Annotated in this window: 25 protein-coding genes; 10 read left to right on the top strand and 15 right to left on the bottom strand. The window is 57.1% G+C overall.

Translation table 11 applies throughout. The features are described from left to right. Positions 1-31: 31 nt before the first annotated feature. From radC to mutM, 4 genes are all read left to right on the top strand, one after another. Complete coding sequence (gene radC, locus FFB58_RS20060; protein ID WP_138370818.1) at positions 32-697, top strand: DNA repair protein RadC; 666 nt, start codon at positions 32-34, stop codon at positions 695-697. Positions 698-913: 216 nt separating this feature from the next. After that, positions 914-1,150, top strand: a complete 237-nt coding sequence (gene rpmB, locus FFB58_RS20065) for a 50S ribosomal protein L28 (protein WP_002436699.1) — start codon at positions 914-916, stop codon at positions 1,148-1,150. 22 nt (positions 1,151-1,172) lie between these two features. Continuing rightward, positions 1,173-1,340 (top strand): 50S ribosomal protein L33, encoded by a 168-nt coding sequence (gene rpmG, locus FFB58_RS20070; protein WP_003024094.1) that lies wholly within the window; start codon positions 1,173-1,175, stop codon positions 1,338-1,340. Between the two features lie 72 nt (positions 1,341-1,412). Beyond that, complete coding sequence (mutM, locus tag FFB58_RS20075; RefSeq protein ID WP_138370819.1) at positions 1,413-2,222, top strand: bifunctional DNA-formamidopyrimidine glycosylase/DNA-(apurinic or apyrimidinic site) lyase; 810 nt, start codon at positions 1,413-1,415, stop codon at positions 2,220-2,222. Positions 2,223-2,267: 45 nt separating this feature from the next. On the opposite strand, the gene coaD is transcribed toward mutM, so the two are convergent. The 7 genes from coaD to FFB58_RS20110 form a co-directional block, all read right to left on the bottom strand. Then, a complete protein-coding gene (gene coaD / locus FFB58_RS20080) occupies positions 2,268-2,747 on the bottom strand; it encodes a pantetheine-phosphate adenylyltransferase (protein WP_039030164.1) in 480 nt (159 codons plus the stop codon). Positions 2,748-2,750: 3 nt separating this feature from the next. After that, positions 2,751-3,521, bottom strand: a complete 771-nt coding sequence (locus FFB58_RS20085; RefSeq protein WP_138370820.1) for a glycosyltransferase family 2 protein — start codon at positions 3,519-3,521, stop codon at positions 2,751-2,753. Continuing rightward, positions 3,521-4,795: a lipid IV(A) 3-deoxy-D-manno-octulosonic acid transferase gene (waaA, locus tag FFB58_RS20090; protein ID WP_138370821.1), complete on the bottom strand. Its 1,275-nt coding sequence runs from the start codon at positions 4,793-4,795 to the stop codon at positions 3,521-3,523. The genes FFB58_RS20085 and waaA overlap by 1 nt, the downstream gene beginning before the upstream one ends. Positions 4,796-4,948: 153 nt before the next feature. After that, positions 4,949-6,583: a sulfatase-like hydrolase/transferase gene (locus tag FFB58_RS20095; RefSeq protein ID WP_138370822.1), complete on the bottom strand. Its 1,635-nt coding sequence runs from the start codon at positions 6,581-6,583 to the stop codon at positions 4,949-4,951. An 18-nt stretch (positions 6,584-6,601) separates the two neighbouring features. Then, a complete protein-coding gene (locus tag FFB58_RS20100) occupies positions 6,602-7,573 on the bottom strand; it encodes a hypothetical protein (RefSeq protein ID WP_039030161.1) in 972 nt (323 codons plus the stop codon). Positions 7,574-7,581: 8 nt separating this feature from the next. Further along, on the bottom strand, positions 7,582-8,565 hold the full coding sequence (locus FFB58_RS20105) for a glycosyltransferase (protein WP_138370823.1): 984 nt from the start codon (positions 8,563-8,565) through the stop codon (positions 7,582-7,584). A 125-nt stretch (positions 8,566-8,690) separates the two neighbouring features. Further along, the gene (locus tag FFB58_RS20110) at positions 8,691-10,061 is read right to left on the bottom strand and encodes an O-antigen ligase family protein (protein WP_138370824.1); all 1,371 of its coding nucleotides are present in this window, start codon (positions 10,059-10,061) and stop codon (positions 8,691-8,693) included. A 254-nt stretch (positions 10,062-10,315) separates the two neighbouring features. On the opposite strand from FFB58_RS20110, the gene FFB58_RS20115 reads away from it, so the two are divergent. Continuing rightward, on the top strand, positions 10,316-11,419 hold the full coding sequence (locus FFB58_RS20115) for a glycosyltransferase family 4 protein (protein WP_138370825.1): 1,104 nt from the start codon (positions 10,316-10,318) through the stop codon (positions 11,417-11,419). Here FFB58_RS20115 and FFB58_RS20120 read toward each other — a convergent pair. Genes FFB58_RS20120 through rfaD form a run of 5 tightly spaced genes read right to left on the bottom strand, consistent with a single transcriptional unit; the run spans position 11,398 to position 16,575 of the window. Then, positions 11,398-12,507, bottom strand: coding sequence for a glycosyltransferase family 4 protein (locus tag FFB58_RS20120; RefSeq protein WP_039030158.1), 1,110 nt, complete (start codon positions 12,505-12,507; stop codon positions 11,398-11,400). The two genes, FFB58_RS20115 and FFB58_RS20120, sit on opposite strands and share 22 nt — an antisense overlap. Continuing rightward, positions 12,504-13,607, bottom strand: a complete 1,104-nt coding sequence (rfaQ, locus tag FFB58_RS20125; RefSeq protein WP_138370826.1) for a putative lipopolysaccharide heptosyltransferase III — start codon at positions 13,605-13,607, stop codon at positions 12,504-12,506. Before rfaQ ends, FFB58_RS20120 begins: the two co-directional genes overlap by 4 nt. Next, positions 13,600-14,583 (bottom strand): lipopolysaccharide heptosyltransferase RfaC, encoded by a 984-nt coding sequence (gene rfaC, locus FFB58_RS20130; RefSeq protein WP_138370827.1) that lies wholly within the window; start codon positions 14,581-14,583, stop codon positions 13,600-13,602. The genes rfaQ and rfaC overlap by 8 nt, the downstream gene beginning before the upstream one ends. Before the next feature lie 3 nt (positions 14,584-14,586). Further along, positions 14,587-15,633 (bottom strand): ADP-heptose--LPS heptosyltransferase RfaF, encoded by a 1,047-nt coding sequence (rfaF, locus tag FFB58_RS20135; RefSeq protein ID WP_138370828.1) that lies wholly within the window; start codon positions 15,631-15,633, stop codon positions 14,587-14,589. Positions 15,634-15,642: 9 nt separating this feature from the next. Continuing rightward, entirely contained in the window at positions 15,643-16,575 is a 933-nt protein-coding gene (rfaD, locus tag FFB58_RS20140) for an ADP-glyceromanno-heptose 6-epimerase (protein ID WP_039030154.1), read from the bottom strand. 215 nt (positions 16,576-16,790) lie between these two features. On the opposite strand from rfaD, the gene kbl reads away from it, so the two are divergent. From kbl to FFB58_RS20155, 3 genes are all read left to right on the top strand, one after another. Continuing rightward, positions 16,791-17,987: a glycine C-acetyltransferase gene (gene kbl / locus FFB58_RS20145; protein WP_039030153.1), complete on the top strand. Its 1,197-nt coding sequence runs from the start codon at positions 16,791-16,793 to the stop codon at positions 17,985-17,987. Positions 17,988-17,996: 9 nt separating this feature from the next. After that, positions 17,997-19,022, top strand: coding sequence for an L-threonine 3-dehydrogenase (gene tdh, locus FFB58_RS20150; protein WP_039030152.1), 1,026 nt, complete (start codon positions 17,997-17,999; stop codon positions 19,020-19,022). A gap of 139 nt (positions 19,023-19,161) precedes the next feature. Then, positions 19,162-19,965 carry a glycosyltransferase family 2 protein gene (locus tag FFB58_RS20155; protein ID WP_138370829.1) on the top strand — a complete coding sequence of 268 codons (804 nt, stop codon included), beginning with the start codon at positions 19,162-19,164 and terminating at the stop codon, positions 19,963-19,965. Positions 19,966-19,986: 21 nt separating this feature from the next. Here FFB58_RS20155 and FFB58_RS20160 read toward each other — a convergent pair whose 3' ends face one another. From FFB58_RS20160 to gpmM, 3 genes are read right to left on the bottom strand one after another with little or no spacing between them, the layout of a single operon-like run. Continuing rightward, positions 19,987-20,931 (bottom strand): divergent polysaccharide deacetylase family protein, encoded by a 945-nt coding sequence (locus FFB58_RS20160; protein ID WP_138370830.1) that lies wholly within the window; start codon positions 20,929-20,931, stop codon positions 19,987-19,989. A 3-nt stretch (positions 20,932-20,934) separates the two neighbouring features. Next, positions 20,935-22,194: a murein hydrolase activator EnvC gene (envC, locus tag FFB58_RS20165; protein ID WP_286172805.1), complete on the bottom strand. Its 1,260-nt coding sequence runs from the start codon at positions 22,192-22,194 to the stop codon at positions 20,935-20,937. A 33-nt stretch (positions 22,195-22,227) separates the two neighbouring features. Next, on the bottom strand, positions 22,228-23,775 hold the full coding sequence (gene gpmM / locus FFB58_RS20170) for a 2,3-bisphosphoglycerate-independent phosphoglycerate mutase (protein ID WP_138370832.1): 1,548 nt from the start codon (positions 23,773-23,775) through the stop codon (positions 22,228-22,230). A gap of 248 nt (positions 23,776-24,023) precedes the next feature. Here gpmM and FFB58_RS20175 point away from each other — a divergent pair, with 248 nt between their 5' ends. Both FFB58_RS20175 and grxC read left to right on the top strand, forming a co-directional pair. Further along, on the top strand, positions 24,024-24,455 hold the full coding sequence (locus FFB58_RS20175) for a rhodanese-like domain-containing protein (RefSeq protein ID WP_039030147.1): 432 nt from the start codon (positions 24,024-24,026) through the stop codon (positions 24,453-24,455). Between the two features lie 14 nt (positions 24,456-24,469). Then, a complete protein-coding gene (gene grxC, locus FFB58_RS20180; RefSeq protein WP_032615744.1) occupies positions 24,470-24,721 on the top strand; it encodes a glutaredoxin 3 in 252 nt (83 codons plus the stop codon). Positions 24,722-24,738 lie beyond the last annotated feature (17 nt).

Below are 24,738 nucleotides of genomic sequence, written 5' to 3' on the forward strand. Positions count from 1 at the left end.
AGCATAGCCTGGTCATGGAAGAGGAGAGAGTATGGAGACGTTATCCCCGCTGTTGCCGCGAGAGAAACTGCTGCGTGATGGCGCGATGCTGCTGACGGACGAAGAGCTGCTGGCGCTGTTCCTGCGTACCGGGACCCGGAGTAAAAATGTGTTTGCCCTTGCCAGAGATCTTTTGCAGCATTTCGGCTCTCTGCATGGTTTGTTGTCCACAGAGATGAAGGATTTCCGGCGAGTAGAGGGTATTGGTCTGGCGACATTCGCTCAGCTGAAAGGCATTGCTGAGCTTGCTCAACGCTACTACTGCTCGGGGATACGAGGCATCAACCCGCTGAAAGACCCGCAGATGACCCGGGAGTTTGTGCGCAGCCAGCTGGCGGAAGAGGAGCGCGAGATCTTTATGGTTATCTTCCTCGATAATCAAAATCGGGTACTGAGCCATAGCCGCTTATTTTCGGGAACCCTGAGCCATGTTGAGGTGCATCCACGGGAAATTGCACGCGAAGCGATAAAAGTGAATGCCGCGGGCGTGATCCTCGCGCATAATCACCCCTCAGGGCGCGCCGAACCGAGCAAAGCCGACAGAGACGTGACCGCACGCATCATCAAATGCTGTCAATTCATGGACATTCGTGTTCTTGATCATCTGGTCATTGGCCGCGGAGAATACGTTTCGTTTGCTGAACGTGGGTGGATTTAAGCCATTTCTCGCGATCCATCGGGATCTTTGTCTGTTCGGGACTTGAGCACATCCTCGAGTCAGCGTATACTACGCCACCTTTGAGAATCTCGGGTTTGGCATTTGGGCCTGGCAATCGATGGTTCACTTAGAATCGCGATGACTGGGCTGTAAAGCCTGACGAGGCGCCGATACCCCATACGAAGCTCGAGCTAATTTGATTTTTGGAGAATAGACATGTCCCGAGTCTGCCAAGTTACTGGCAAGCGTCCGGTGACCGGTAACAACCGTTCCCACGCACTGAACGCGACTAAACGCCGTTTCCTGCCGAACCTGCACTCTCACCGTTTCTGGGTTGAGAGCGAGAAGCGTTTTGTCACCCTGCGTGTATCTGCTAAAGGTATGCGTGTTATTGATAAGAAAGGCATCGATACAGTTCTGTCCGAACTGCGTGCCCGTGGCGAAAAGTACTAAGTACTTAAAGAGGAAATAAATCATGGCTAAAGGTATTCGCGAGAAAATCAAGCTGGTTTCTTCTGCTGGTACAGGTCACTTCTACACCACCACGAAGAACAAACGTACTAAGCCGGAAAAACTGGAACTGAAAAAATTCGATCCAGTTGTACGCCAGCACGTACTGTACAAAGAAGCTAAAATTAAATAATTTTAGAATCCTTGTATTGAAAAACCCCGCATCTGCGGGGTTTTTTGCATTCTGCATCCCAACGGAGGAACCATGCCTGAATTACCTGAGGTAGAGACCAGCCGCCGTGGCATTGAGCCTCACCTGGTCGGTGCGACCATTCTTCATGCTGTTGTCCGCAACGGTCGTCTGCGCTGGCCGGTGTCTGATGAGATCCACGCCCTGAGCGATAAACCCGTCCTTAGCGTGCAGCGCCGTGCAAAATACCTGCTGCTGGAGCTGCCCGACGGCTGGATCATCATTCACCTGGGGATGTCCGGGAGCCTGCGCATCCTCAGCGAAGAACTGCCTGCTGAAAAGCACGACCACGTCGATCTGGTGATGAGCAACGGCAAAGTGCTGCGCTACACGGATCCGCGCCGCTTCGGGGCCTGGCTGTGGACGAAGGAGCTGGAAGGGCATAACGTGCTGGCGCACCTGGGGCCGGAGCCGCTCTCAGACGCGTTCAACGCGGAGTACCTGAAGGCGAAGTGCGCAAAGAAGAAAACCCCTATCAAACCCTGGCTGATGGATAACAAGCTGGTGGTCGGCGTGGGGAATATCTACGCCAGCGAATCGCTGTTTGCCGCCGGGATCCATCCCGATCGGTTAGCCTCATCGCTTTCCGCCCAGGAGTGCGAACTGCTGGTCAGGGTAATTAAGGCGGTGCTGCTGCGCTCGATTGAGCAGGGCGGAACCACCCTGAAGGATTTCCTGCAAAGCGACGGCAAGCCGGGCTACTTTGCCCAGGAGCTGCAGGTCTATGGCCGTAAAGATGAGCCGTGCCGGGTGTGCGGTACGCCGATTGTGGCAACGAAGCACGCCCAGCGCGCCACGTTCTATTGCCGTCAGTGTCAGAAGTGATGCAGATGTAAGCCGGGCAAGCGCAGCGCCGCCCGGCAAAAAGAGTTATTTCAGCTTATCCATCAGCGCCTGATGCACGCTTGCCGGTAAGAAATGGGTGACATCACCCGCGTGGCGCGCCACCTCTTTCACCAGGGAAGAGGAGATAAACGACCACTCTTTGGATGGCATCAGGAAGACGCTTTCCAGCTCCGGCATCAGGTGGCGGTTCATGTGCGCCAGCTGCATCTCATATTCAAAGTCGGCCACCGCGCGCAGCCCACGAATTAAGATATTGGCCTGCTGGGCGCGGGCAAAATTCGCCATCAGATCGCTAAAGCCTACTACGTCAACATTAGGCAGGTGCGCCGTTGCGGCTTTTGCCAGCGCAACGCGCTCATCGAGATCAAACAGCGGCTTTTTGCTGGGGCTGGCGGCAATCGCCAGGATCACCGTATCAAACATGCTGGCGGCACGGGTGACGATATCAATATGGCCGTTGGTGATGGGATCGAAGGTACCCGGATAAATCGCTTTTGTGCTCATGGCTCACGCTTTCTCTGAGTAGCCGCGGCTCAGCGCCCACAGCTCGGTGTATTTATTAAAAGTATACTGGGCGTTAACCACCGCCAGTAACCAGCCCTGTTTCCCGTCCAGCACGCCACCACGCAGCACCAGCGTCTTCAGAAACGCCCCTGCGGTGTGGCTGAAAATTCCTGCCAGTGAGGTTCTCTTGCCGCGCTGGTGACGCTCCTGGGCCCACGCCGTGGCGTAATTAAGCTGTTTACGCTGGAAGCTGGCGAAATCACGGCAGGTGAGATGCAGCAGATCGCCGTCGAGGGCAATCACTGGCGCGCCGTCGCAGGCCAGCGATTCATGAACCAGGTTATCGTTGTACTGATAGCGCGTGCGCGGGTAAAGGCGCATCACGCGATCGGGATACCAGCCGCTGTGTCGCATAAAGCGGCCAAGGAAATAGTTGCGCCGGGCGATGCTGTAGACGGCGTCGGGCTGAGGGGCAGCCAGTACGCGCTGAATAGCCTGTTGAAGTTCAGGCGTGACGCGCTCGTCGGTGTCGATCATCAGGACGTAATCGCCGGTGGCGAACTGCTGCGCCCGCTGGCGCTGGATGCCATAACCCTGCCAGTCGGTATTAACATGCACCTGTACACCGGCGACGCGGGCGACGTTAACCGTGTCGTCGGTACTGCCGGAATCAAGCAGGACAATCTCATCGGCCCATGCCACGGAGGCGAGGCAGTCCGGCAGCAGATCAGCGGCGTTTTTGGCGATCATGACCACCGAAAGACGCGGGGGCATCAATGGCTCCGCACGGGCAGGTAAGGCTGCAGAAGTTGCAGCAGGCGGGTCAGCGCCCCCTGGTTCTGATGCAGCACTTCAACGGCGTGGCGGCCATACCACAGACGATAGTCTTCGTCGGTCAGCAGGGTGGAAATTTCCTTCACGATAGAGTTCGCATCGGTGACCGTAATCAGCCCGTCAGCCTGCTGCAGTTTGGCGCAGATATCTTTGAAGTTGAAGGTATGTGGCCCCATCAGCACCGGAATGGCGTGGGCTGCGGGCTCCAGCGGGTTATGCCCGCCACGCTCCACGAGGCTGCCGCCAACAAACGCCAGGTCTGCAATACCGTACAGCAGCATCAGTTCACCCATGGTATCGCCAATCACCACCTGGGTGCTGGCGGACGGGATTTCACCGCTGCTGCGCATCGTGAAGCTGAACCCGCCCTTTTGCACCATCTCGCGGGCGTCTTTAAATCGCTCAGGATGACGTGGCACCAGAATTAACAGCAGATCCGGGAAGGTTTCCAGAAGCTGGCGATGCGCCTGCAGGATAATCTCTTCTTCACCGTCGTGGGTGCTGGTGGCGATCCACACTTTGCGGCGCGGTGCCCACTGGCGACGCAGGGTCACTGCACGGGCTGCCAGCTCCGGCGTAACCGAAATATCAAACTTCAGGCTGCCGGTGACCGCCAGCTGGTTGCGCTTCAGGCCCAGCGACAGGAACCGGGCGCCATCTTCTTCATTTTGTGCCGCAATCAGGGTGATTTTGCTCAGCAGGCGGCGCATAAAGTTGCCCAGCTTGCCGTACCCCTTCGCGGAGCGCTCCGACAGACGGGCGTTGGCTACCACCAGCGGAATTTTGCGGGCGTGCAGGGCGGAAATCATATTCGGCCACAGCTCGGTTTCCATCACGATCACAAGCTTAGGGCGCACGGTGTTGAGGAAACGGTTCATGGCGCAGGGTAAATCATACGGCAGATAGACGTGATGCACGTCTTTGCCAAAGGCGGACATGGCGCGTTCGGAACCGGTTGGCGTCATGGTGGTGACGGTGATCGGCAAAGACGGATAGCGGTGGCGCAGGGCGCGGACCAGCGGAATAGCGGCCAGCGTTTCGCCCACCGAAACGGAGTGGAGCAGGATACCGTCCGGCGCAACTTTGTTGCGGCAATAACCATAGCGTTCAGCCCAGCGTTTACGGTAGGCAGGCGCTTTACGGCTACGCAGCAGCAGTCGTAGCCACACCAGTGGCTGAATAATATAGAGCAGAGCGGTATACAACAATTCCAAGCGATTATCCGTTTTTTCAGTTTCGGCGGGCAAATTCTAAGCATTTAGGCCGTTTAAAGCTATCCCTTTGGCGCTTTTGCTCAGCCATTTGCCTGCGTTACGTGCGTTCACAGATAAAAAACGGGCATTAGCTGCCCGTTTAATTATTTCTGCTTAACGTTCCGCTTCCGGCAGCTCGTTCAGGTGATAGGTGACGCGCTCCGACAGTCCCCGAATATCACCCCCGGTGATGTAGTAGCTGTCGTCTTTCTGGTTCGGGTTACTGACCGCATACCCCAGCATCTTGTTGATCAGCGTCGCCATCTGGTAATGGTTGAGCGGGACCTGCGGGCTAATGTCGCTCATCGTATACGCCGGGTCGTTGCTGAAGTAGAGGAACGGCACCTGGGCAATGGGCATCTCGACGATGGAGTGACCGAACAGACCGCCATCGCCCACGCGTTCGCCGTGATCCGAGGTAATAAAGACCAGTACCGGCAGTTTGGATTTTGCCATCGCAGTACGGATCGCCGACGCCAGCTCTTTGTCATACAGGCGCACGGCATCATCGTACTCGTTCTTCTTCTGCGCCACGTCATCACTCAGGCGTGGGGTAGAGAATTTGGCAAAGCCCTGCGGGATATTGCGCTCGTAAGGGATGTGCGGCGCACGGCTGTTCAGCACCATCAGGAAGGGTTTGTTCCAGTCCAGCTTCGCCTGCTCAACGGAAGGGGTCAGCACCACATCGGCACCCACGTCCGGCGCCGGGCGGATCTGCGTATCTTCCCACAGGTCAATATCGTGGATACCAATCCAGTTGCTCAGCCCTTCCAGACCCTGGGCGGAGATAAACGCCGTCTGGTAGCCCTGCTTTTTAGCATTGGTGAAGATGTTGGTCGACTTAGACTTATAGGCGGCGTAGTTGTCCGGCTCGCGCAGGTTGTTGACCAGCATCGGGATCGCCACACGTGTGGAGACCGCGTTCGACACGATCAGACGGCCGGTCCCCTGATACTGCTGCATCAGCGCGTTCAGCTCAGGCGTGGTGTCGCGCTCATAGCCCAGCGCGCTGACGTGGTGCGGATTCAGGCTCTCGCCAATCGCCAGGATGATGGAGTATTTCCCGACCTGGCTGCCTTCAACCGGCTTAACCTCATAGGGCTCATAGTGCGCGATGTTCTGGTTCTCACCGGAAAGGGCTTCCGGGATCAGGCGAATGGCGCTGTAGCTCATGGCCGACAAACCGTTACGCAGCAGGGAGTGGCGCAGATCCGGGTTGAATTTGTACATCTGCCCGTCGATGGCTTTGTAGAACTGACCGGCGAACATCACCACGATAGCCAGCAGGCACGGCATAGCCACCCACTTATGCCACTGCGGCGCAAGGCGACGGGTAAAGACCAGCGCGAAGATCACCGCGACGGCCATGATGATAAAGTAGATCCCAAGCGATCCCAGACTGTCCGTAATGCCGCTGGCGATATCTTTGGTTTCGACAAAGGCCAGCCACACTTCGCTCGGGCCATAAAACTGGCCGTAGAACTGGTAATAGACCGCTTCCGATATCTGCACGATAAAGGTGACCGCCAGCAGGAGCCGGGTCAGGAAGTAGCGGGCGCTGACGGCCGCCAGCAGGGAGATAATCAGGTACAGCGACATGTCGCTGGATTTCGGCTGGTACACATGGTCTTTCAGCAGGATGATGATTTCACACAGTGAAAACAGCACCAGGAATACCAGGGTTAATATCAGAGTACGCAGAATATTGCGGCGTGGCGTCAATGACGATCGTAAGGATGCTTTAAACATAAATGGACTCAAAGTAACTCAAAACTTCTTAGTCAGCGGGCGAATGGCTTTACCGAAACCAAAACGCAGTGCACGAACCAGGGTAGGGCGTTTATGCAGTCCTTTACGCCAGATATCTTCAAACAGGCTGAACCAGCGCGCGGCGACCGCTTCGCGGGAGTAGACCTGCAGACGCTTGTCACCCTGCTCACGCATCTGACGATAGAGTTCAGGGTGGTTTTTCAGCCGCATAATGGCATCGAAGGCTTCATCAGGCGTTTTGGCTATCAGGTAATCGAGTTCGCTTTCGCGAATAGCGCGATAGGAAGGTTCATCGTCGCAGATCATTACCGTTTTGCCGAGCCAGTTGTTAATCAGCTTGCTGGCAGGTTTGCGGGCCAGTTTGTGGTCATGTGATTTACGGAAACTGATACAGACGTCGACGTCCTGGTAGTTGGTCCAGTTATCGAAGGAGATACGCAGGTCTATGCCTTGCTCAGCCAGACGCTGTTTGAAAGCCTCGCTGCGGAACGCCTCCGGGAAGCTGTCCACGCGGCCAAAAAAGGCCACGGTTTTAATGGTTTCATCGGTACGTTCGCGCGGTTTCACCCCCGGCTGCGGCCAGTAGGGGACGAATACACCGTTGCTGCGGTTGCCGGCTTCCGGGTTCTGATCCACCACCACGTCAGCGCCAATCACCGGTGGGCGGTCAGCACGGGCCACGACGGTCACGCCACGCCAGGGTTTAACGCGCGAGCCAAAATCATCGTTGTGCATCAGGTTGATGGCATCCGGTCGACACTCTGATCCAAAAGAACACTCAATGTCGTCGCCGTAATAGTGTTTCAGCGCCAGGGTAGTCTGGAATGTCCAGCCGCCGCGCCCGCCGCAGTAAAAACGCTCCGGAATGGTGTCCGGGTTTACGCGGTTATCGAGCAGCGTCTGGAAATCTGCATAGTTTTTAGCGATGAAATCAGCGCGGGAGACTGCGTGTAATTTAAGTTTGCTCATAATGTCCGTTAGCCGATGATTTTCTTAAGACGGAAGTAGCGACGCCCCAGGCGCCAGCGCTGACGCAAACCACGCGCGTTTTGCCAGATCATCGACCAGATGCCGCGATCGAACAGTTCCTGGGTGATTTCGCGTTTTTTCGCGCTGTCTTCGATGTTGTTAATGCTGTGCAGAATACCCAGACCCTCTTTGGCGATTTGCCACTGACAGGCCGGGACACGCTTCACCTGTTCCGGGTGGCGCTTATTAATGGCGTCCAGCATTTCGAGGATCTTCATATAGTGACGTGACGAACGCATACGGGTGTCGTCAGTGCCAGGCGTATGGGAAACCGAGGCAGAGTGGATCAGATAGTCGTAATAGACTTCGTCAATATACTGAACGCGTTTTGCGGTAAGCAGCACTTCTGTAGTCCAGGGAATATCCTGATGGCGCAGGCCATGCTCGAAGGTAAAACCCTGGGCTTTGATAAAGGCGTGGCGATAAATATTCAGCCAGGTGACGTGCAGGAATTTGCGCGAGGTCAGCGCCATCTGCAGCCATTCGGGGCCGTCCAGTACGCCGGTTGAGGCCAGTTTATCGGATGGGAAAATCTTTTTCGACGGGCGGCCATCGTCATAAATATAGGTGCCGTTGCAGGTCGCGACATCCAGCTGGCCCGCAAAGGCGATCTCCAGCAGACGGGGATACATGCCAGGGTAAATAACGTCATCAATATCCGGGAAAGCAACGTATTCGCCGGTAGCCACGGCAAGGCCGGTATTGCGCGCGGCTGAGACGCCGCCGTTAGGCTGGTTAATGACCTGAAAATGGGTAAATTCGTCGGCATAGCGGGAAATAATTTCAGCTGAGCGATCCGTCGAGCCGTCATTAACAATAATCAATTCCAGACTCGGTAAATTCTGCTGTTTAATGCTGTCAAAAAAAGCGCTCAGGAATTTTTCGCCATTATAAACGGCAACGATGAGGCTTAATTGAGGCGTTTCAGACATGCTTTCTCCGTAAAAATACGCAGCAATTAAAAGGGTATAACCATTACATTCAACGGCATTTCGACAGCCGACAGGCTAAAGCGTTCCGCGCCAGAGTGTTAAACACCTCTGGCGCGGATAAATTATCAGGATGTTAGCTTTTCAGTCGGCGCAGGGCGTAGCGCGCACATGCCAACCAGCAGGCCGGTCAGTAACATATACTGCTCAAGATAGTGATCTTTGAGGTTATGGTCGACCATGGTTCGGCAGAAGAAGCCGACGGTAAAGAGCAGCAGGAACATCCCTACCATCATGTTGCCGCGACGGAACTCCCGCCAGCCGATGTACCAGCAGCCCACCAGCAGGAGCAGCCAGCCCGCGATGCCGACAACACCGTTCTGAATACCGAATTCAATCAGGCCGTAGTGGCTGTGGGGAATGTTAATGCGGTTATCCTGGGTATCCCGGCGCAGCACATAGCGGAAGGCCTCTTTTTTGGCCCCTACGCCTGCCGGGTGTTCGGCAATTAACATCCAGCCCTGGTGGAAGAAGCTGGCCCGACAGCCATTAGAATGGTTCATCGGTACACCCAGACTGTTTACCGGTACCGCACCGTCTGTTTTGTTATAGCAAAAGCTGGTGAAAGGAGCATTCCAGCCAGCAATGGCATCACTTTCAAGGGTTTGCCAGCGAGGGTCAGTTTTCCAGGAGGCGTAACCGAGCAGCGCAGAGGCAATAATAAGACCAACCAGAATGCCACCGGTGACGATAACCCGGCTGCGGCGCATGCTGTGCAGGCTCAGCAGGATAAAGGTAGAGAAAAGGCTACCGACCAGACCGATGGTACCCCAGCGGGTATCTACCAGCGCGGTACAGACCAGGTTGCTCAGCAGGATCAGCGTCAGGAACGGGGTTTTCAGGCGCAGGAAGCGTTGTTTTAACAGACCGCGCGCCAGCAACTCCGCAAGGATAAAGCCGGTGATCATGTTGATCTGGAAGCTCATGCGGGTGCGGTTATAGACAATCCGCGTTTCGCCCCAGTGAATAAAGCCGTCACGCCAGTAGAGCCAGAGAGTATCAAGCAGATGGACGCAGACCACGCCCCAGAAAAAGAGGATCACCAGCGTAAAGTAGCGCGCGGCGGTCACGGAAGGGTATGTCCTTTGGATCGCCGGTAATAGTACCAGGCCCGCACAGAACAGTAATACCGGACGTAACCACTGGCCGCTCCAGGCAGAAACCATCTCTTTTATGTCTGGCGCGACAAAAAAACCATTAATCAGAATAAAGAAAGTTAACGCCCATATAACAATAAGAACGAACTTAATTTTGCTTAAATCCAGCCGTTGTCTGGTAGTGCTTTTGCTAAAAAACAGGCCAAGGGCGACAGCAACAATGGGATAAATCAAACCATTGCGGTGAAACGGCAGCTGATCGTTGGGAATAGGCCAGACAAAACATAAAGCCAGTACAGCAAGGACTAACAGACCTGTCAGAATGTTACGAGTATTTGTCATATATTTTGGGCTGGTTAAGGATTTTCGGTTCTTACCGGCTAATTAACAATGCAGTGAGCGATTTCCACGGTTTTTCAGTGGGAAATAAAAAGCCAAAGAAAACTATCACAAATACCTGACCTACAGAAGGACAATGTTTGTAAGCAAGAATAATCCCTATCGCGCCTTCAGGTACCGGGAGTTTATGTATTACCGGGGCCGTAACGGTTATAATTTGTTGTTATGCCAGCTATTGCACAATAACCAGGAAAAGTATGCATATTGTTCACACTGAAGCAGACGGGGGTAAGGGCGGCCAGCCGTTACGCATTATTAATGAATCTCTTGGGATGATTCAGCGCGGCCATCAGGTGACCATACTTTGCCCGGAAAGTGCCCCGCTGCACGCCCTGGCACGCGATGCCGGGTTAACGGTGGTCACCATGCCGTTAAGGCGTAAAAATCTTCATAGCCTGCAGCAGCTGCGCGGCTGGCTGAAAGCGAACCGCCACTCTGTTGATGTCATAAACAGTCACAATTCTGCCGATACCTGGCTGGTGGCGCTGGCTAATCTCACCCTGTCGAATCCGGTCCCGCTGGTGCGTACCCGTCATGCCTCCGGCGTCCCGCGCAATAACTGGACCACCCGCTGGCTGTTTCGTAAAGCCTGCGCCCACATCGTGACCACCGGAGAGGCGCTGCGTCAGCAAATGGCGGACATCGGCGTGCCGATGGCCCAGAGCACGTCAGTACCCAGCGGCGTGGATACGCAGCGTTTTCATCCGGCGGATAAACAGCAGGCCCGGGCGCACTGCGGTCTGTCGCAGGAGGATTTCTGGCTGGGGGTAGTGTCGCATCTGCGTCCAAACAAAGGCCATAGCGTGCTGTTACGCGCTCTCGCTGCCATTGATAACCCGCACATTAAGCTGGCGATTGTCGGTGAAGGGCCGCATAAAGCGACGCTGGAGCAGGAGATCGTGGCTCTGGGGTTACAGGAGCGGGTGGTGATGGCGGGGCACCGCAGCGATCCGGAGCGCTGGTTCCCGGCGTTTGATATCGCGCTCAGTCCTTCGCACGATATGGAGGGCGTTCCGCAGGGGGTACTGCAATCGCTGGCCTCGCGGATCGCGACCATTGCCACCGACGCAGGCGGCACGGCAGATGCGGTGATTAACGGCCAGACCGGGATGTTGATTGCGCAGCGCGACGAAGCGGCGCTGCGCGAGGCGATTGTGAAGCTGTATGTGGACGCTTTGCTGCGCGAAACGCTGGCGCAGCAGGGTTACGATTACCTGTGCAGCCATTTCACCCGGGAGTGCATGCTGGAGTCGATGGAGAAGGTCTTCTCCACCGCGGCTCAGCGCAGCAGTTCGCGATAGAGCGCCTGCAGCTCTTTCGCCATTCGCTCCAGGGTATAAGGCTCAGCAGTCGCGCGTGCTGCTGCTGAGTAATCAGTGCCCTGCCTGCGTCCTTCAAGCCAGAGTCCGATTGTCTGCTGATAACCATCGCTGTCGAGCGCGTCGCGTACCCAGCCGTTTACCCCCTCTTCAATCCACTCCGCCGCACCGCAGCCATGGCTGGTGAGCAGCGGCAGGCCGCAGGCCAGCGCTTCGACACAGACGTTCGGGAAGGGATCGTAAAGCGTCGGCAGGATCAGCGCGTCGGCGGTGCCGTAAACCTGGCGTACGTCGGCAACCGGCCCCAGAAAACGTACCCGGGATGCCACACCGAGCGTCTGCGCCAGCTTTTCAAATTTGCGGGCGTGCTTGTCGCGCCCGGCAATCAGCAGCCAGACGTCAGGATGCGGCACAATAGCCCGCAGCGCCGTCGCCACCCCTTTACGGCTGAAGCCGGAACCCACATAGGCCAGAACAGGCGCATTCTGTGGGATCCCCTGCGCATCGCGCAGAGAGTGCGTGCGCACCGCCGGGCTGAAGTGGTTGGTATCCACACCGTTGTAGATCACCGTCAGCTTGTCATCCGTCAGGCCAAAGCGGCGGGCAATATCGTCCCGCACCATCTTCGAGTTGCAGATCACTTTGCGCAGTGCAGGGTGAGTAAACATCTGCGCTTCCGCCCGCAAAATATAGCGATGGTAGCGGCTCAGGGACTGCGCCCAGCGCGCCAGCGGCGACTGGATGCGGTTGTACTGCTCAAGCCAGGTGGCGTGTACGCCGTCACCGGCCCGGAAGATGGTTGCCCCCGGAATGCGCTCGTGGCTCTGCACGATATCGAACTGCGCAAACTGCGCCGCCGCGGCGTCGGCAAAGCCCGATTCGCGGTCAAGGCGGTTACGGAATGAGGGATTAACGGTCAGCGTTTTCCAGCCAGCGGCATCTTCCCACTGGCGGGCGATCAGCGTGACGTCCAGGGCCGTATCCTGAGCCAGGACGTTCAGCGCGCGGGAGACGAAGCGCTCCGCGCCGCCGTTAGGGTTATAGGTCTGTCGGACGATAGCCAGCTTCATGCCGGATTTTCCAGCAGCAGGGTATCAATGGCGCTCAGCACCATTTGCGGGGTGATGGCCGTAATACAGTCGGAGACGCCACTGTCGCCGCAGCCCGCTTTACCGCAGGGCTGACAGGTAAATCCTGCAGTGATGACGCGATAGTTTACTCCCCACGGCGCCCATTTGATCGCCCCGGTCGGGCCGAAGATGGCGACGGTCGGGGTGCCCACGGCGCTGGCGAGGTGCATCGGCATAGAGTCGACGCCGAAATAGATCCGCGCATGCTTCATCAGCGCACCCAGCTCTTTCAGGTTCAGCTGGCCGCTCAAATCAAACACCGGCTGGGTGAGCGCAGCGCGCAGCTCATCCATATAGGCTGTCTCTTCTTTTGACGGCGCGGCGGAGAGGATAATGGGCAGGCCGCGGGCCGCCAGCGTATCGATGGTCGCCGCCAGCTTGTTGATATCCCAGGCCTTAAACATCCAGCGCGACGTGGGATGGACCAGAATATAAGAGCCGCTGCTCAGCCCGAATCCGGCCAGTTTCTCCGCAATCGACGCTTCTGCCGCGTCGCCCGGCACAAACAGGGTATGTTTGTCGGCATCGGTCTGCGGATGAATGCCGATCCGCCGCAGCGCATCCAGGTTCACCTCCACCATATGGCGGCTGTTATCCTGGATCGCCGGATAGAGGGTGGTAAAGGATTTCACCCAGCGACGACGCGCCAGCCCGCCACGTTTATCAGGCTTAAAGCCGACGGAGACGCGGGGCTTCAGCCGACGCGCCAGACGGGCGCCGTGCCAGTGTTCGGTCAGGTTGATCAGCACGTCGTAGTCACGCGCTTTCAGGGTGTTCAGCAACGCACGGTACAGCCGGAACTGCGCGAACCAGCCTTTTTTACGCCAGTTACGCCCGATGGTGTGCACCTGGTCGATAAACGGATGGCTGGTGAGCATCGCCTGGGTGTCGTCATACACCAGGGCATCCACTTCGACGTTGGGATAGTTAGTTTTCAACACCGTGAAGACCGGCGAGGTCAGCAGAACGTCACCGTGATGACGCAGCTTAACAATCAGCACGCGCTTCGGTGGGCGCTCCGCTGAGAAAAAATCAGACATAGGCTCTCTCTGCTGCCAGCAAAGGCTCTAATTGCGCAAATACCGCAGTGGCGGACAGGTCGCTCAGCTGCGATGAATGTTCCGGGCGGCAGATATATTGATTTTTGCCGTAGCCGCCAATCAGACCCGGATCCGTCGGGCCGTAAAGCGTAATATTAGGACGATCCAGCGCCGCCGTCAGGTGGCTGAGTCCGGTATCAACCGAGACGACTGCCGTTGCTCCCGCCAGCTCCTGCGCGACGCCATCCAGCTTCATGCGGGGCAGCACGTCCACGTATGCAAACCCTTCTGCCAGACGTTTCGCCCTCGCCTCTTCATGCGGGGCGCCCCACGGCAGCCTGATGCGCAGGCCCGCGTTGCCCAGCAGGCCGATAAGCTCACGCCAGTGCGCTTCCGGCCAGTGTTTATCATCCCGGGTGGTGGCGTGCAGGAAGATGAGATAAGGCGCGTCTGGTTTTGCATCGTGCAGGAAATGCTGCGAAATCGCATAGTCGCCCTGCATCTCTGGTCTGGCATAGCCGAGGCTTTTGGCGAACAGCTCCCGGGTGCGTTCTACCGCGTGCTGCTGTTTAGCGATGGCGTGACGGCGGTTATAGAACAGGCTGGCCAGCGGTTCGCGGGCGCTCTGCCAGTCCATGCCGTGCTTCACGCCGTGCGCCAGCCGGGTGACCAGCGCCGCGCTTTTCACCAGCCCCTGGGCGTCGATGATGGCATCGTAACGCTGAGCCTGCACCGCCTCGCGAAAGGCCTTACGCTCGGCCTTGATCGGGGCGGAGAACCAGGCTTTGCGCCAGCGACGGATCGCGACCGGGATCACCCGATCGACGGCGGCATGCCAGGTGGGGATCTGCGCGAAGCCTTCTTCCACCACCCAGTCAAAACGGATGCCCGGAATCGCCTGCATGGCGTCAGTGAGCGCGGGCAGGGTGTGCAGCACATCGCCCATGGAGGAGGTTTTAACGATCAGTACCCGCATCCGTTATCCTTCTTCGCTCAACAGCAGCTCGTTGAGCTCGTCGAGGACACGCTGCGGGGTAATCTCGATCAGGCTCTGGTGATAGCCTTCGGCGGCGTCACCTTTACGCACTTTGTGGTAGCCGGTGATCAGACGAATGACGCGCGCCTTACTGGACAGCGGCGGCGTGAAGTCCGGGCTGCTCGGGCCGTACAGCGCCACCAGCGGGCGGTTGAGCGCCGCGGCTACGTGCATCAGGCCGGAGTCGTTCGTCACCACCGCCTTACAGGCGGCGAGCAGGATCACCGCCTGCTCCAGCTGGGTCTCCCCGGCCAGGTTACGGCACCAGGCCTGCTGCTCGATGCTCAGGGCGGCGAGAATTTCATTGCCCGCCTCGTGATCTTTCGCCGAGCCGAACAGGACAATCTGATAGCCTTCATCGATCAGCTGCTTCGCCAGCTCGGCATAGTGATAGTGCGGCCAGCGCTTCGCCGGGCCGAACTCCGCGCCGGGGCAGAAGCCAATCATCGGGCGATCGGCCAGCAGGCCAAAGGTGTTGCAGGTCTGGGATTTCTCACCCTCGTTGACCTGAAGCTGCGGCCAGAGCAGCGGCTGCGGCAGGTCTTTCGCGCTGCGCATCACCCCTTTGTCATAGGCCAGGGCCACATAGCGCTCCACCATCAGCGGCCAGGCCTCTTTATCCAGCACGCGGGCGTCATTCAGCAGGCCGTAGCGCATCTCGCCGCGCCAGCCGGTACGGTGCGGCACCCCCGCAAAGAACGGGACAAGGGCAGACTTAAAGGAGTTAGGCAGCACGAAGGCGCGGTCGTAGCGTTTGTCGCGCAGGTTATGGCCGAGCTTGCGGCGCTCTGCGAGCTCCAGCGCCCCGTGGCCGAGCGGCATCGGGATCGCCTCGTTAACTTCTGGCATCCGCGATAACAGCGGACGGCACCACGCGGGTGCCATCACGTCAATTATCGCCTGGGGATAGCGCGCCTTGAGCGTGCGATAGAGACTTTGCGACATCATCATGTCGCCCACCCATGACGGGCCGATCACCAGTATCTTCATGCTTATTTCTTACGCCTTGCGGTTCAGCCAGGCCATATATTCCGTTACCCCTTCGGCAACGGTCTTGAACGGCTTGTCATAGCCCGCAGCGCGCAGGTTGGTCAGATCTGCCTGAGTAAATGCCTGATAGCGGCCTTTCAGCTTATCCGGGAACGGGATGTACTCAATGCTGCCTTTCTGGTGGTACGCCAGGGTTGCGTCAGCTACCGCCTGGAAGGACTCTGCGCGACCGGTCCCCAGGTTGAAAATGCCGGAAACGCCGTTTTCCCAGAACCACAGGTTAACTGCCGCCACGTCACCCACGTAGACGAAGTCACGCTTGAAGCCATCGCTGCCTTCGAACAGTTTCGGGGTTTCGCCATTGTTCAGCTGGGTATTGAGGTGGAAGGCCACGCTCGCCATGCTGCCTTTGTGGCCTTCGCGCGGTCCGTAGACGTTGAAGTAGCGGAAGCCGACAATCTGGGAGTTCGCTTCTGGCAGCACCTGGCGCACGTATTCGTCGAACAGGAACTTGGAGTAGCCATAAACGTTCAGCGGCTGCTCGTATTCGCGGGATTCGATGAAGTCGGAGGTGCGTCCGCCGTAGGTCGCCGCAGAAGAGGCGTACAGGAACGGAATTTCACGCTCCAGGCAGTAGTGCAGGATCTCTTTAGAGTACTGGTAGTTGTTGTCCATCATATACTTGCCGTCCCACTCGGTGGTGGAGGAGCAAGCACCTTCATGGAAGATTGCGTCGATATCGCCGAACTCTTCACCCGCCATAATCTGGATCAGAAAGTCTTCTTTATCCATGTAGTCGGCAATGTTCAGATCCACCAGGTTTACGAACTTGGTGCCGTCTTTCAGGTTGTCCACCACCAGAATGTCGGTGATGCCTTTGTCATTGAGGGCCTTGATAATGTTGCTGCCGATAAAGCCCGCGCCGCCGGTAACGATGATCATAACTGTAACCTTTGAAGTGTGGAGCCCGGGGACAATCCCGGGCACTAATATTCATATCATATCATTAGTATGACCACCCTTCAGCCATTCACCGACTTAGCGCAGGGGTACACGTGATTTATGCTGCAAAAACGATAACAGTTAAAGCGTCATCTCGTATCAACGTATAGCTTTGGGTAATATGTGCCAAAATTTGTTGAGTCTGGAGAATTGCAATGCGTGGTGATTTTTACAAACAGTTAACCAGTGACCTGGAAACCGCGCGGGCGGAAGGGTTGTTCAAAGAAGAGCGAATCATTACTTCCGCTCAGCAGGCGGATATCACCGTTGCCGACGGCAGCCAGGTGATTAACTTCTGCGCCAACAACTACCTGGGTCTTGCGAATCACCCTGAGCTGATTGCCGCTGCGAAAGCGGGCATGGACACCCACGGTTTTGGCATGGCCTCCGTGCGTTTCATCTGCGGTACCCAGGACAGCCACAAGGCGCTGGAGAGCAAGCTGGCCGCCTTCCTCGGGATGGAAGACGCCATTCTGTACTCGTCCTGCTTTGATGCCAACGGCGGTCTGTTCGAAACCCTGCTCGGCGCGGAAGATGCGATTATTTCCGATGCCCTGAACCACGCGTCGATCATCGACGGCGTGCGTCTGTGTAAAGCGAAGCGTTTCCGCTACGCCAATAACGACATGGTTGAGCTGGAAGCGCGTCTGAAAGAGGCCCGTGAAGCCGGTGCGCGTCACGTGCTGATCGCCACCGACGGCGTGTTCTCCATGGACGGCGTGATCGCCAACCTGAAAGGCGTTTGCGACCTGGCAGACAAATACGATGCGCTGGTGATGGTCGATGACTCCCACGCCGTCGGCTTTGTCGGCGAAAACGGCCGTGGATCCCACGAATACTGCGACGTGATGGGCCGCGTGGACATCATCACCGGCACCCTGGGGAAAGCCCTCGGCGGCGCGTCTGGCGGCTATACCGCGGCGCGCAAAGAGGTGGTGGAGTGGCTGCGTCAGCGTTCCCGTCCGTATCTCTTCTCCAACTCCCTGGCCCCGGCCATCGTTTCCGCCTCCATTAAAGTGCTGGAGATGGTGGAATCGGGTGCCGATCTGCGCGACAAACTGTGGGCCAACGCCCGTCTGTTCCGCGAAAAAATGACCGCCGCAGGCTTTACGCTGGCCGGTGCCGATCACGCCATTATCCCGGTCATGCTGGGTGACGCCGTGGTGGCGCAGAACTTCGCCCGCGAACTGCAGAAAGAGGGTATTTACGTCACCGGTTTCTTCTTCCCGGTGGTGCCAAAAGGTCAGGCGCGTATCCGCACCCAGATGTCTGCGGCGCATTCCCCTGAACAAATTGAGCGTGCGGTGGAAGCCTTTACCCGCATCGGCAAACAACTGGGCGTGATTGCCTGAGGACGTGTGATGAAAGCGTTATCCAAACTGAAAGCGGAAGAAGGCATCTGGATGACCGACGTTCCGGAGCCGGAAGTCGGTCATAACGATCTGCTGATTAAAATTCGTAAAACCGCCATCTGCGGTACTGACGTACATATCTACAACTGGGACCAGTGGTCGCAGAAAACCATTCCAGTCCCGATGGTGGTCGGTCACGAATACGTCGGCGAAGTGGTTGGCATCGGTCAGGAAGTGAAAGGCTTTAAAATTGGCGATCGCGTCTCCGGCGAAGGCCATATCACCTGCGGCCACTGCCGTAACTGCCGCGGCGGACGCACCCACCTGTGCCGCAACACCGTCGGCGTGGGCGTTAACCGCCCGGGCTGCTTCGCAGAATACCTGGTGATCCCGGCGTTCAACGCCTTCAAAATCCCGGACAACATCTCTGACGATCTGGCCTCCATCTTCGACCCGTTTGGTAATGCGGTGCACACCGCGCTGTCGTTCGACCTGGTGGGCGAAGACGTACTGGTTTCCGGTGCAGGCCCAATCGGCATCATGGCGGCTGCCGTGGCGAAACACGTCGGTGCGCGTAACGTGGTGATCACCGATGTGAACGAATACCGTCTGTCGCTGGCGCGCAAAATGGGCGTTACCCGTGCGGTGGACGTCTCTAAAGAGAACCTGAACGACGTGATGGAAGAGCTGGGCATGACCGAGGGCTTTGACGTCGGTCTGGAGATGTCAGGTGCGCCGCCGGCGTTCCGCACTATGCTCGACACCATGAACCACGGCGGACGTATTGCAATGTTAGGTATTCCACCGTCGGATATGTCCATCGACTGGAACAAAGTTATCTTCAAGGGGCTGTTCATCAAGGGTATTTACGGCCGCGAGATGTTCGAAACCTGGTACAAGATGGCGGCGCTGATCCAGTCTGGTCTGGATCTCTCCCCAATCATTACTCATCGCTTCTCCATCGATGAGTTCCAGCAGGGCTTTGACGCGATGCGTTCAGGCCAGTCAGGGAAAGTTATCCTGAGCTGGAATTAAGTAAAAAGCGCCTGCGGGCGCTTTTTTTTCGCTGGCCTCACGTTTTTTAGTCCACAACCGGAATGCCACCAACTTTTCTTCGCTTTTTTCCCCCTGCGCTTATAGAGTCTTTGGAAGTTTACTCAACTTTACAGCGCCTATGTTCAAGCTCACCGTTTGTTTATTGACCTGTAACTCAGCGCGACTGCTGCGAGAGGTGTTACCTCCGTTGATGGTGGTCGCCGATGAGATCGTTGTCCTCGACTCCGGCAGTCACGACGGCACGTTAGCCATTTGCCAGGAGTACGGCATCAGCACCCATCATCACCCTTATGCCATGCATGGCGTACAGATGAATCACGCCATCGATCTGGCGAGCAACGACTGGGTGTTATGCATGGACAGCGATGAGATTCTGGATGCGAAAACCGTGGATTTCATCCTGCAACTGAAGGCAGGCGAGGAACCTCATCCGCAGCTGGCGTGGCGCATCTCCCGCTACTGGCACGTGCTGGGGGAAGAGGTACGCACTATTTATCCCATCTCTTCACCTGACTTCCCGGTACGGCTGTTTAACCGCACCCAGGCACGCTTCAATCAGCGTCCAGTGGATGACAAAGTGGAAGGGGCGATCCAGTCGGTAAAAATCCCGGGTCGCGTGCGCCATGATACCTTCTATTCTCTTCATGAAGTGTTCAACAAGCTCAACAGCTACACCACTCGCCTGGTGAAGTACCAGACCATCAGGCCGTCGATTGCGCGCGGTGCAATCAGCGCCATCGGCGCGTTCTTCAAGTGGTATCTGTTCAGCGGCGCGTGGCGCCAGGGGAGAGTCGGCGTGGTGACCGGTCTTTACGCCACCTTTTACAGCTTTCTGAAATACTTCAAAGCCTGGTATCAGCACAAGGAACAAAAAGCGTCCGCGAGCAAAAAAAAGCACGCGGACTCCCACGTCATTGAGTAAGCCATCCCGCCTGAGCTGGGATTAACTTTTCTTACCCCATCCCTGCCACTGCAACTGAACATATTTCACCAGCGTGCTCTGGCTGATGCTTTCACCAATCACCGAGAAGTAGCGGGTGACGTAGACCGGCTCCGGCGGCTGTTTAGGTGCGCAAAGCGTCACGCCACGGAAAGGGTTACGCGGTTTTGTGCCAGGCGCAGCGCCGGCGGGCGGCGGGCTGACCGGCCGGGAGGTATCCACCTGCGGCTCGTTGAGCAGGCTGCTCGCCGGAACCAGGGTGATATCCGCAGACAGGGATGGCAGCATCTGCTGCAATACGCGAACGGTGGACGGATGCGGGTGACCAATAGCGATAGCCGAACCTGAGCGACGGGCTACCTGCACGGCGCGGTTAAACTGGAAGCGGATATCGGCTTCGTTCTGCGTGTCATCGAGGAACACTTTGCGCTTAATCACCTTCACGCCGGTGCCCTGGGCAGCGCGCATCGCCTGGCTGTTGCCGATGGTCATGCTGTCCAGAAAGTAGAGGTTATAGCGCGCCAGGGATTGCATCACCTTCTGCATGCCAAACAGGCTGGAGGTCATGGCGCTGCCCATGTGGTTGTTCAACCCCACCGCGTAAGGCACTTTGTTGTACGCCTCGCGGATGATGCGGTCGATCTCGTCGCTGCTCATCTCCGGGCGCAGCGTGTCTTTTTCCAGCGGCTGTTTACTGAGCGGCGCCATCGGCAGATGGATCAACACTTCATGCCCGCTGTTATGGGCTTTGGTGGCCATTTCATGCGCGTGAGGCGCGTTTGGCAGGACGGCGACAGAGACGGCGGACGGCATCGCCAGGACCTGATTTTCTGTGTGTGGACGATAACCGAAGTCATCAATAACGATAGCGAGTTTACCTGCGTAAACCGGCATCGCCAGCGCCAGTGCGCTGACGAGGGGAAAAACCATACGACGAAATTGAAGCAAAACTTATCTTCCCAACCACGGCTGTGGATTGACCGCCTGACCCTGGCGACGAATTTCGAAATAGAGTGACGGGCGGCCCTGACCGCCACTGCTGCCCACAAGGGCGATAGCCTGACCGGCCCGCACCTGGGTACCAACGCTGACCAGCGCGCTCTGGTTGTAGCCGTAAAGACTCATGTCGCCTTTACCGTGCTCAACCACGACCACCAGGCCGTAACCCTGCAGCCAGTCGGCGAGGATCACCCGGCCATCGGCGATAGCTTTCACTTCGCTGCCTTCCGATGCGCCGATTACAATCCCCTTCCAACGTAGCTCACCCTGCAGCTGTTCGCCATAGCGATGCAGAATTGAGCCCCGTACCGGCCAGTAGGCCTGACCACGCGGAGAGCCCAGACCGCCGGTGCGGGACATCAGCGAGCGTTCGTTTTCGGTGGGTTTATAGGTAGTGCCTTTGCGGGAGGCTTCCTGCTGCTTGTCGCGCACGGCCTGCGCCTCGCGGGCCTCTTTCTCGGCGCGCGCTTTGGCGGCCGCTGCCGCGCGGGCGATGCTGTTGCGCAGCTTGGATTCGTTAGCGCGCATTTCGCTCAGCTGGCTCTGGCCTTCCTGAATGGAGGACTCCAGCCCGGCAAGGGTTTTCTTACGCTCGTTGCGCGCCTGCTCGAGTTTGGCCTGCTGGGCCTGCTGATCGTAAAGCAGAGTTTGCTGCTGGCTCTGCTTCTCTTCCAGCTCTGCTTTTTGCGTGGTGACCTCTTCCCGCGTCTGCTTTAGCTGGGCGATGGTCTCCTGGCGGGACTGGTTGAGATAGCCGAAATAGGCCTGCAGGCGCTGACCGCGCTGGCTCTCTTCGCCGCTGAGGATCAGCTGAACGCCGGTGTGTTCACCCTGGCGAAAGGCCGCGTCTAACTGGGCGGCAAGGCTGCGCTCCTGAGCCGCACGCTGGCGCTCAAGTTTGGCGATAGACGCATTCATCTCGTCTATTTGTTTATTCAACTGGGCGAGGGTGTTCTGGGTTTCACGCAGCTGACGCGCGGCCGCGGAGATGGCCTCTTCCTGCTTTTTAAGCTGCGCAAGCAGGGAGGAGCGCTGCTGCTGCTGCTGGCGTACCGCGCGCTCTTTGGCGGCGATATCGGCCTGAATGGTTTTGAGCTGATCGCGCTCATCTGCCTGGGCAGATGCAGCGCACAACAATACGCCAGCGCTGAGTGCGCTGGCGTACAGTAAAGGCCTGACTGATAACCGTAACGGCTTCACGACCCATGTGATTGAAACAATCGCCTTTCCCCTCATGGGGAGGGATTATTCCACGATGAACAGCGGCTTACCAGTCATCTCTTGCGGGATTTCCATGCCCATCAGGGCCAGCATGGTCGGGGCAACGTCCGAAAGCTTACCGCCATCCACTGCTTTGACTGATTTATCACCGACATAAATCATTGGGACCGGCAGGTTAGTATGCGCGGTGTGCGCCTGGCCGGTGGCCGGGTCGCGCATCTGTTCGGCGTTTCCGTGGTCGGCGGTGATCAGCATCTGGCCGTCCGCCGCTTCTACTGCTTTGGTCACCTTCGCAATGCACTCGTCCAGCGCTTCAATGGCTTTGATTGCCGCTTCCATCACACCGGTGTGGCCAACCATGTCGCCGTTCGGGTAGTTACAGATGATGGTGTCATATTTGCCGCTTTCGATAGCCGCGATCAGCTTCTCGGTCAGCTCGGCAGAGCTCATCTCTGGCTGCAGATCGTAGGTCGCCACTTTCGGCGAGTTGATCAGAATGCGATCTTCGCCTTTGAACGACTCTTCAACGCCGCCGTTAAAGAAGAAGGTAACGTGAGCATATTTCTCGGTTTCGGAGATGCGCAGCTGGGTCTTGTCGTGCTTCGCCATCCACTCGCCGAAGGTGTTCGCCAGGGAAGACGGCGGATAGGCGCATGGCGCTTTGATGTCGGCCGCGTATTCGGTCAGCATCACGAAATCGCCGAGCTTAACCTCTTTTTTACGGGCGAAGCCGTCGAAGTCGGCATTCACGAAGGCGCGGGTAATTTCGCGGGCGCGGTCGGCGCGGAAGTTCATGAAGATCAGCGCATCGCCATCTTCCATCGCGGCATCGGCCTGGCCTTCAGCACGGATGACGGTCGCTTTCACGAATTCGTCGTTTTCATCGCGGGCGTAAGCGGCTTCCAGCGCGGCAACGGCGGTGTCTGCCTGGAACTCGCCTTTGGCTTCAACCAGCAGGTTGTAGGCCTGCTCAACGCGATCCCAACGGTTGTCGCGGTCCATGGCGTAGTAGCGGCCAATGATGGAGGCCACGCGGCCTTTGCCCAGGGCGGCAAACTTCTCTTCAAAAGCTTTCAGGGAAGATTCAGCGCTGCGCGGCGGGGTATCGCGGCCATCGAGGAAGGCGTGCAGATAGATTTTGTCCGCCCCTTTTTCCGCAGCCAGCTCCACCATCGCCATGATGTGATCTTCGTGGCTGTGAACGCCGCCCGCAGAGAGCAGGCCCATAATATGTACGGCTTTGCCCGCTGCCGCCGCTTTCTCAACCGCGCCGGTCAGGACCGGGTTAGCAAAGAAGGTACGTTCTTTAATTTCAACATCCAGACGGGTCAGATCCTGATAAACAATGCGGCCCGCGCCCAGGTTGACGTGTCCAACTTCGGAGTTGCCCATCTGGCGATCCGGCAGACCCACTTCCAGGCCGGAAGCATCGATCAGCGTATGTGGACGTTTTGCCCACAGCGCATCCATGACCGGGGTTTTAGCGTTGAAAATGGCGTTATCCTGCTGATCTTCGCGATAGCCATAGCCGTCCAGAATCATCAGTACCATAGGTTTTTTAGAAACCGACATTGCGACAACCTCTTTGCTCAAAAGACAAAAAATTTGCGTAATTTTACTACAGCTGAATCGATCAAATAGCCGCAGAAGATCAAAGAAACCGCCGGGCCAAGGGTAAGGATAGGGGAATTTTGGTCTTTTTTTTCGTGGCAGTACGCAGAAAATGGATTAGCTTATTGTCGCTGGCTGTATTTGCCACAACGCACAGGTATACTCCTGTCCTGGTTTTTTATTCACTCAGTCGGGAGTCGTTACCCCCCATGCAAGAAATTATGCAATTTGTCAGCCGCCACCCCATACTTTGTATCGCGTGGATTGGTCTACTGGCAGCAGTACTGTTCACCACTTTTAAAGGCCTCACTTCGAAAGTGAAGGTGATCAACCGCGGCGAAGCAACGCGCCTCATCAATAAAGAAGAGGCCGTCGTTGTCGATCTGCGTCAGCGCGACGATTTCCGTAAAGGTCACATTGCAGGCGCCATTAACCTGCTGCCGACCGAAATCAAAGCCAATAACCTTGGCGAACTGGAAAAGCATAAAGATAAACCCGTTATTGTCGTTGATGGCACCGGTATGCAGGCTCAGGAGCCGGCAAATAACCTCGTCAAAGCAGGCTTTGCTAACGTCACTGTCCTGAAAGACGGCATCTCTGGCTGGAGCGGCGAGAATCTGCCTCTGGTTCGCGGTAAATAAACAGGAGTTGAGTCATGGCCAATATCGAGATCTACACCAAAGCGACCTGCCCGTTCTGCCATCGTGCAAAAGCGCTGCTGGACAGCAAAGGCGTTGCTTTTCAGGAGTTACCTATTGATGGCGATGCTGCAAAGCGTGAAGAGATGATTAAACGTAGTGGCCGTACGACGGTTCCGCAGATTTTTATCGATGCGCAGCACATTGGTGGCTGTGATGACTTGTATGCGCTTGATGCGCGTGGTGGACTTGATCCCCTGCTGCGCTAAGGCGTTTTAGGACAATT

Origin of the sequence: Enterobacter sp. MF024 (assembly GCF_005843915.1) — a bacterium.
Taxonomy (GTDB): domain Bacteria; phylum Pseudomonadota; class Gammaproteobacteria; order Enterobacterales; family Enterobacteriaceae; genus Enterobacter; species Enterobacter barmai.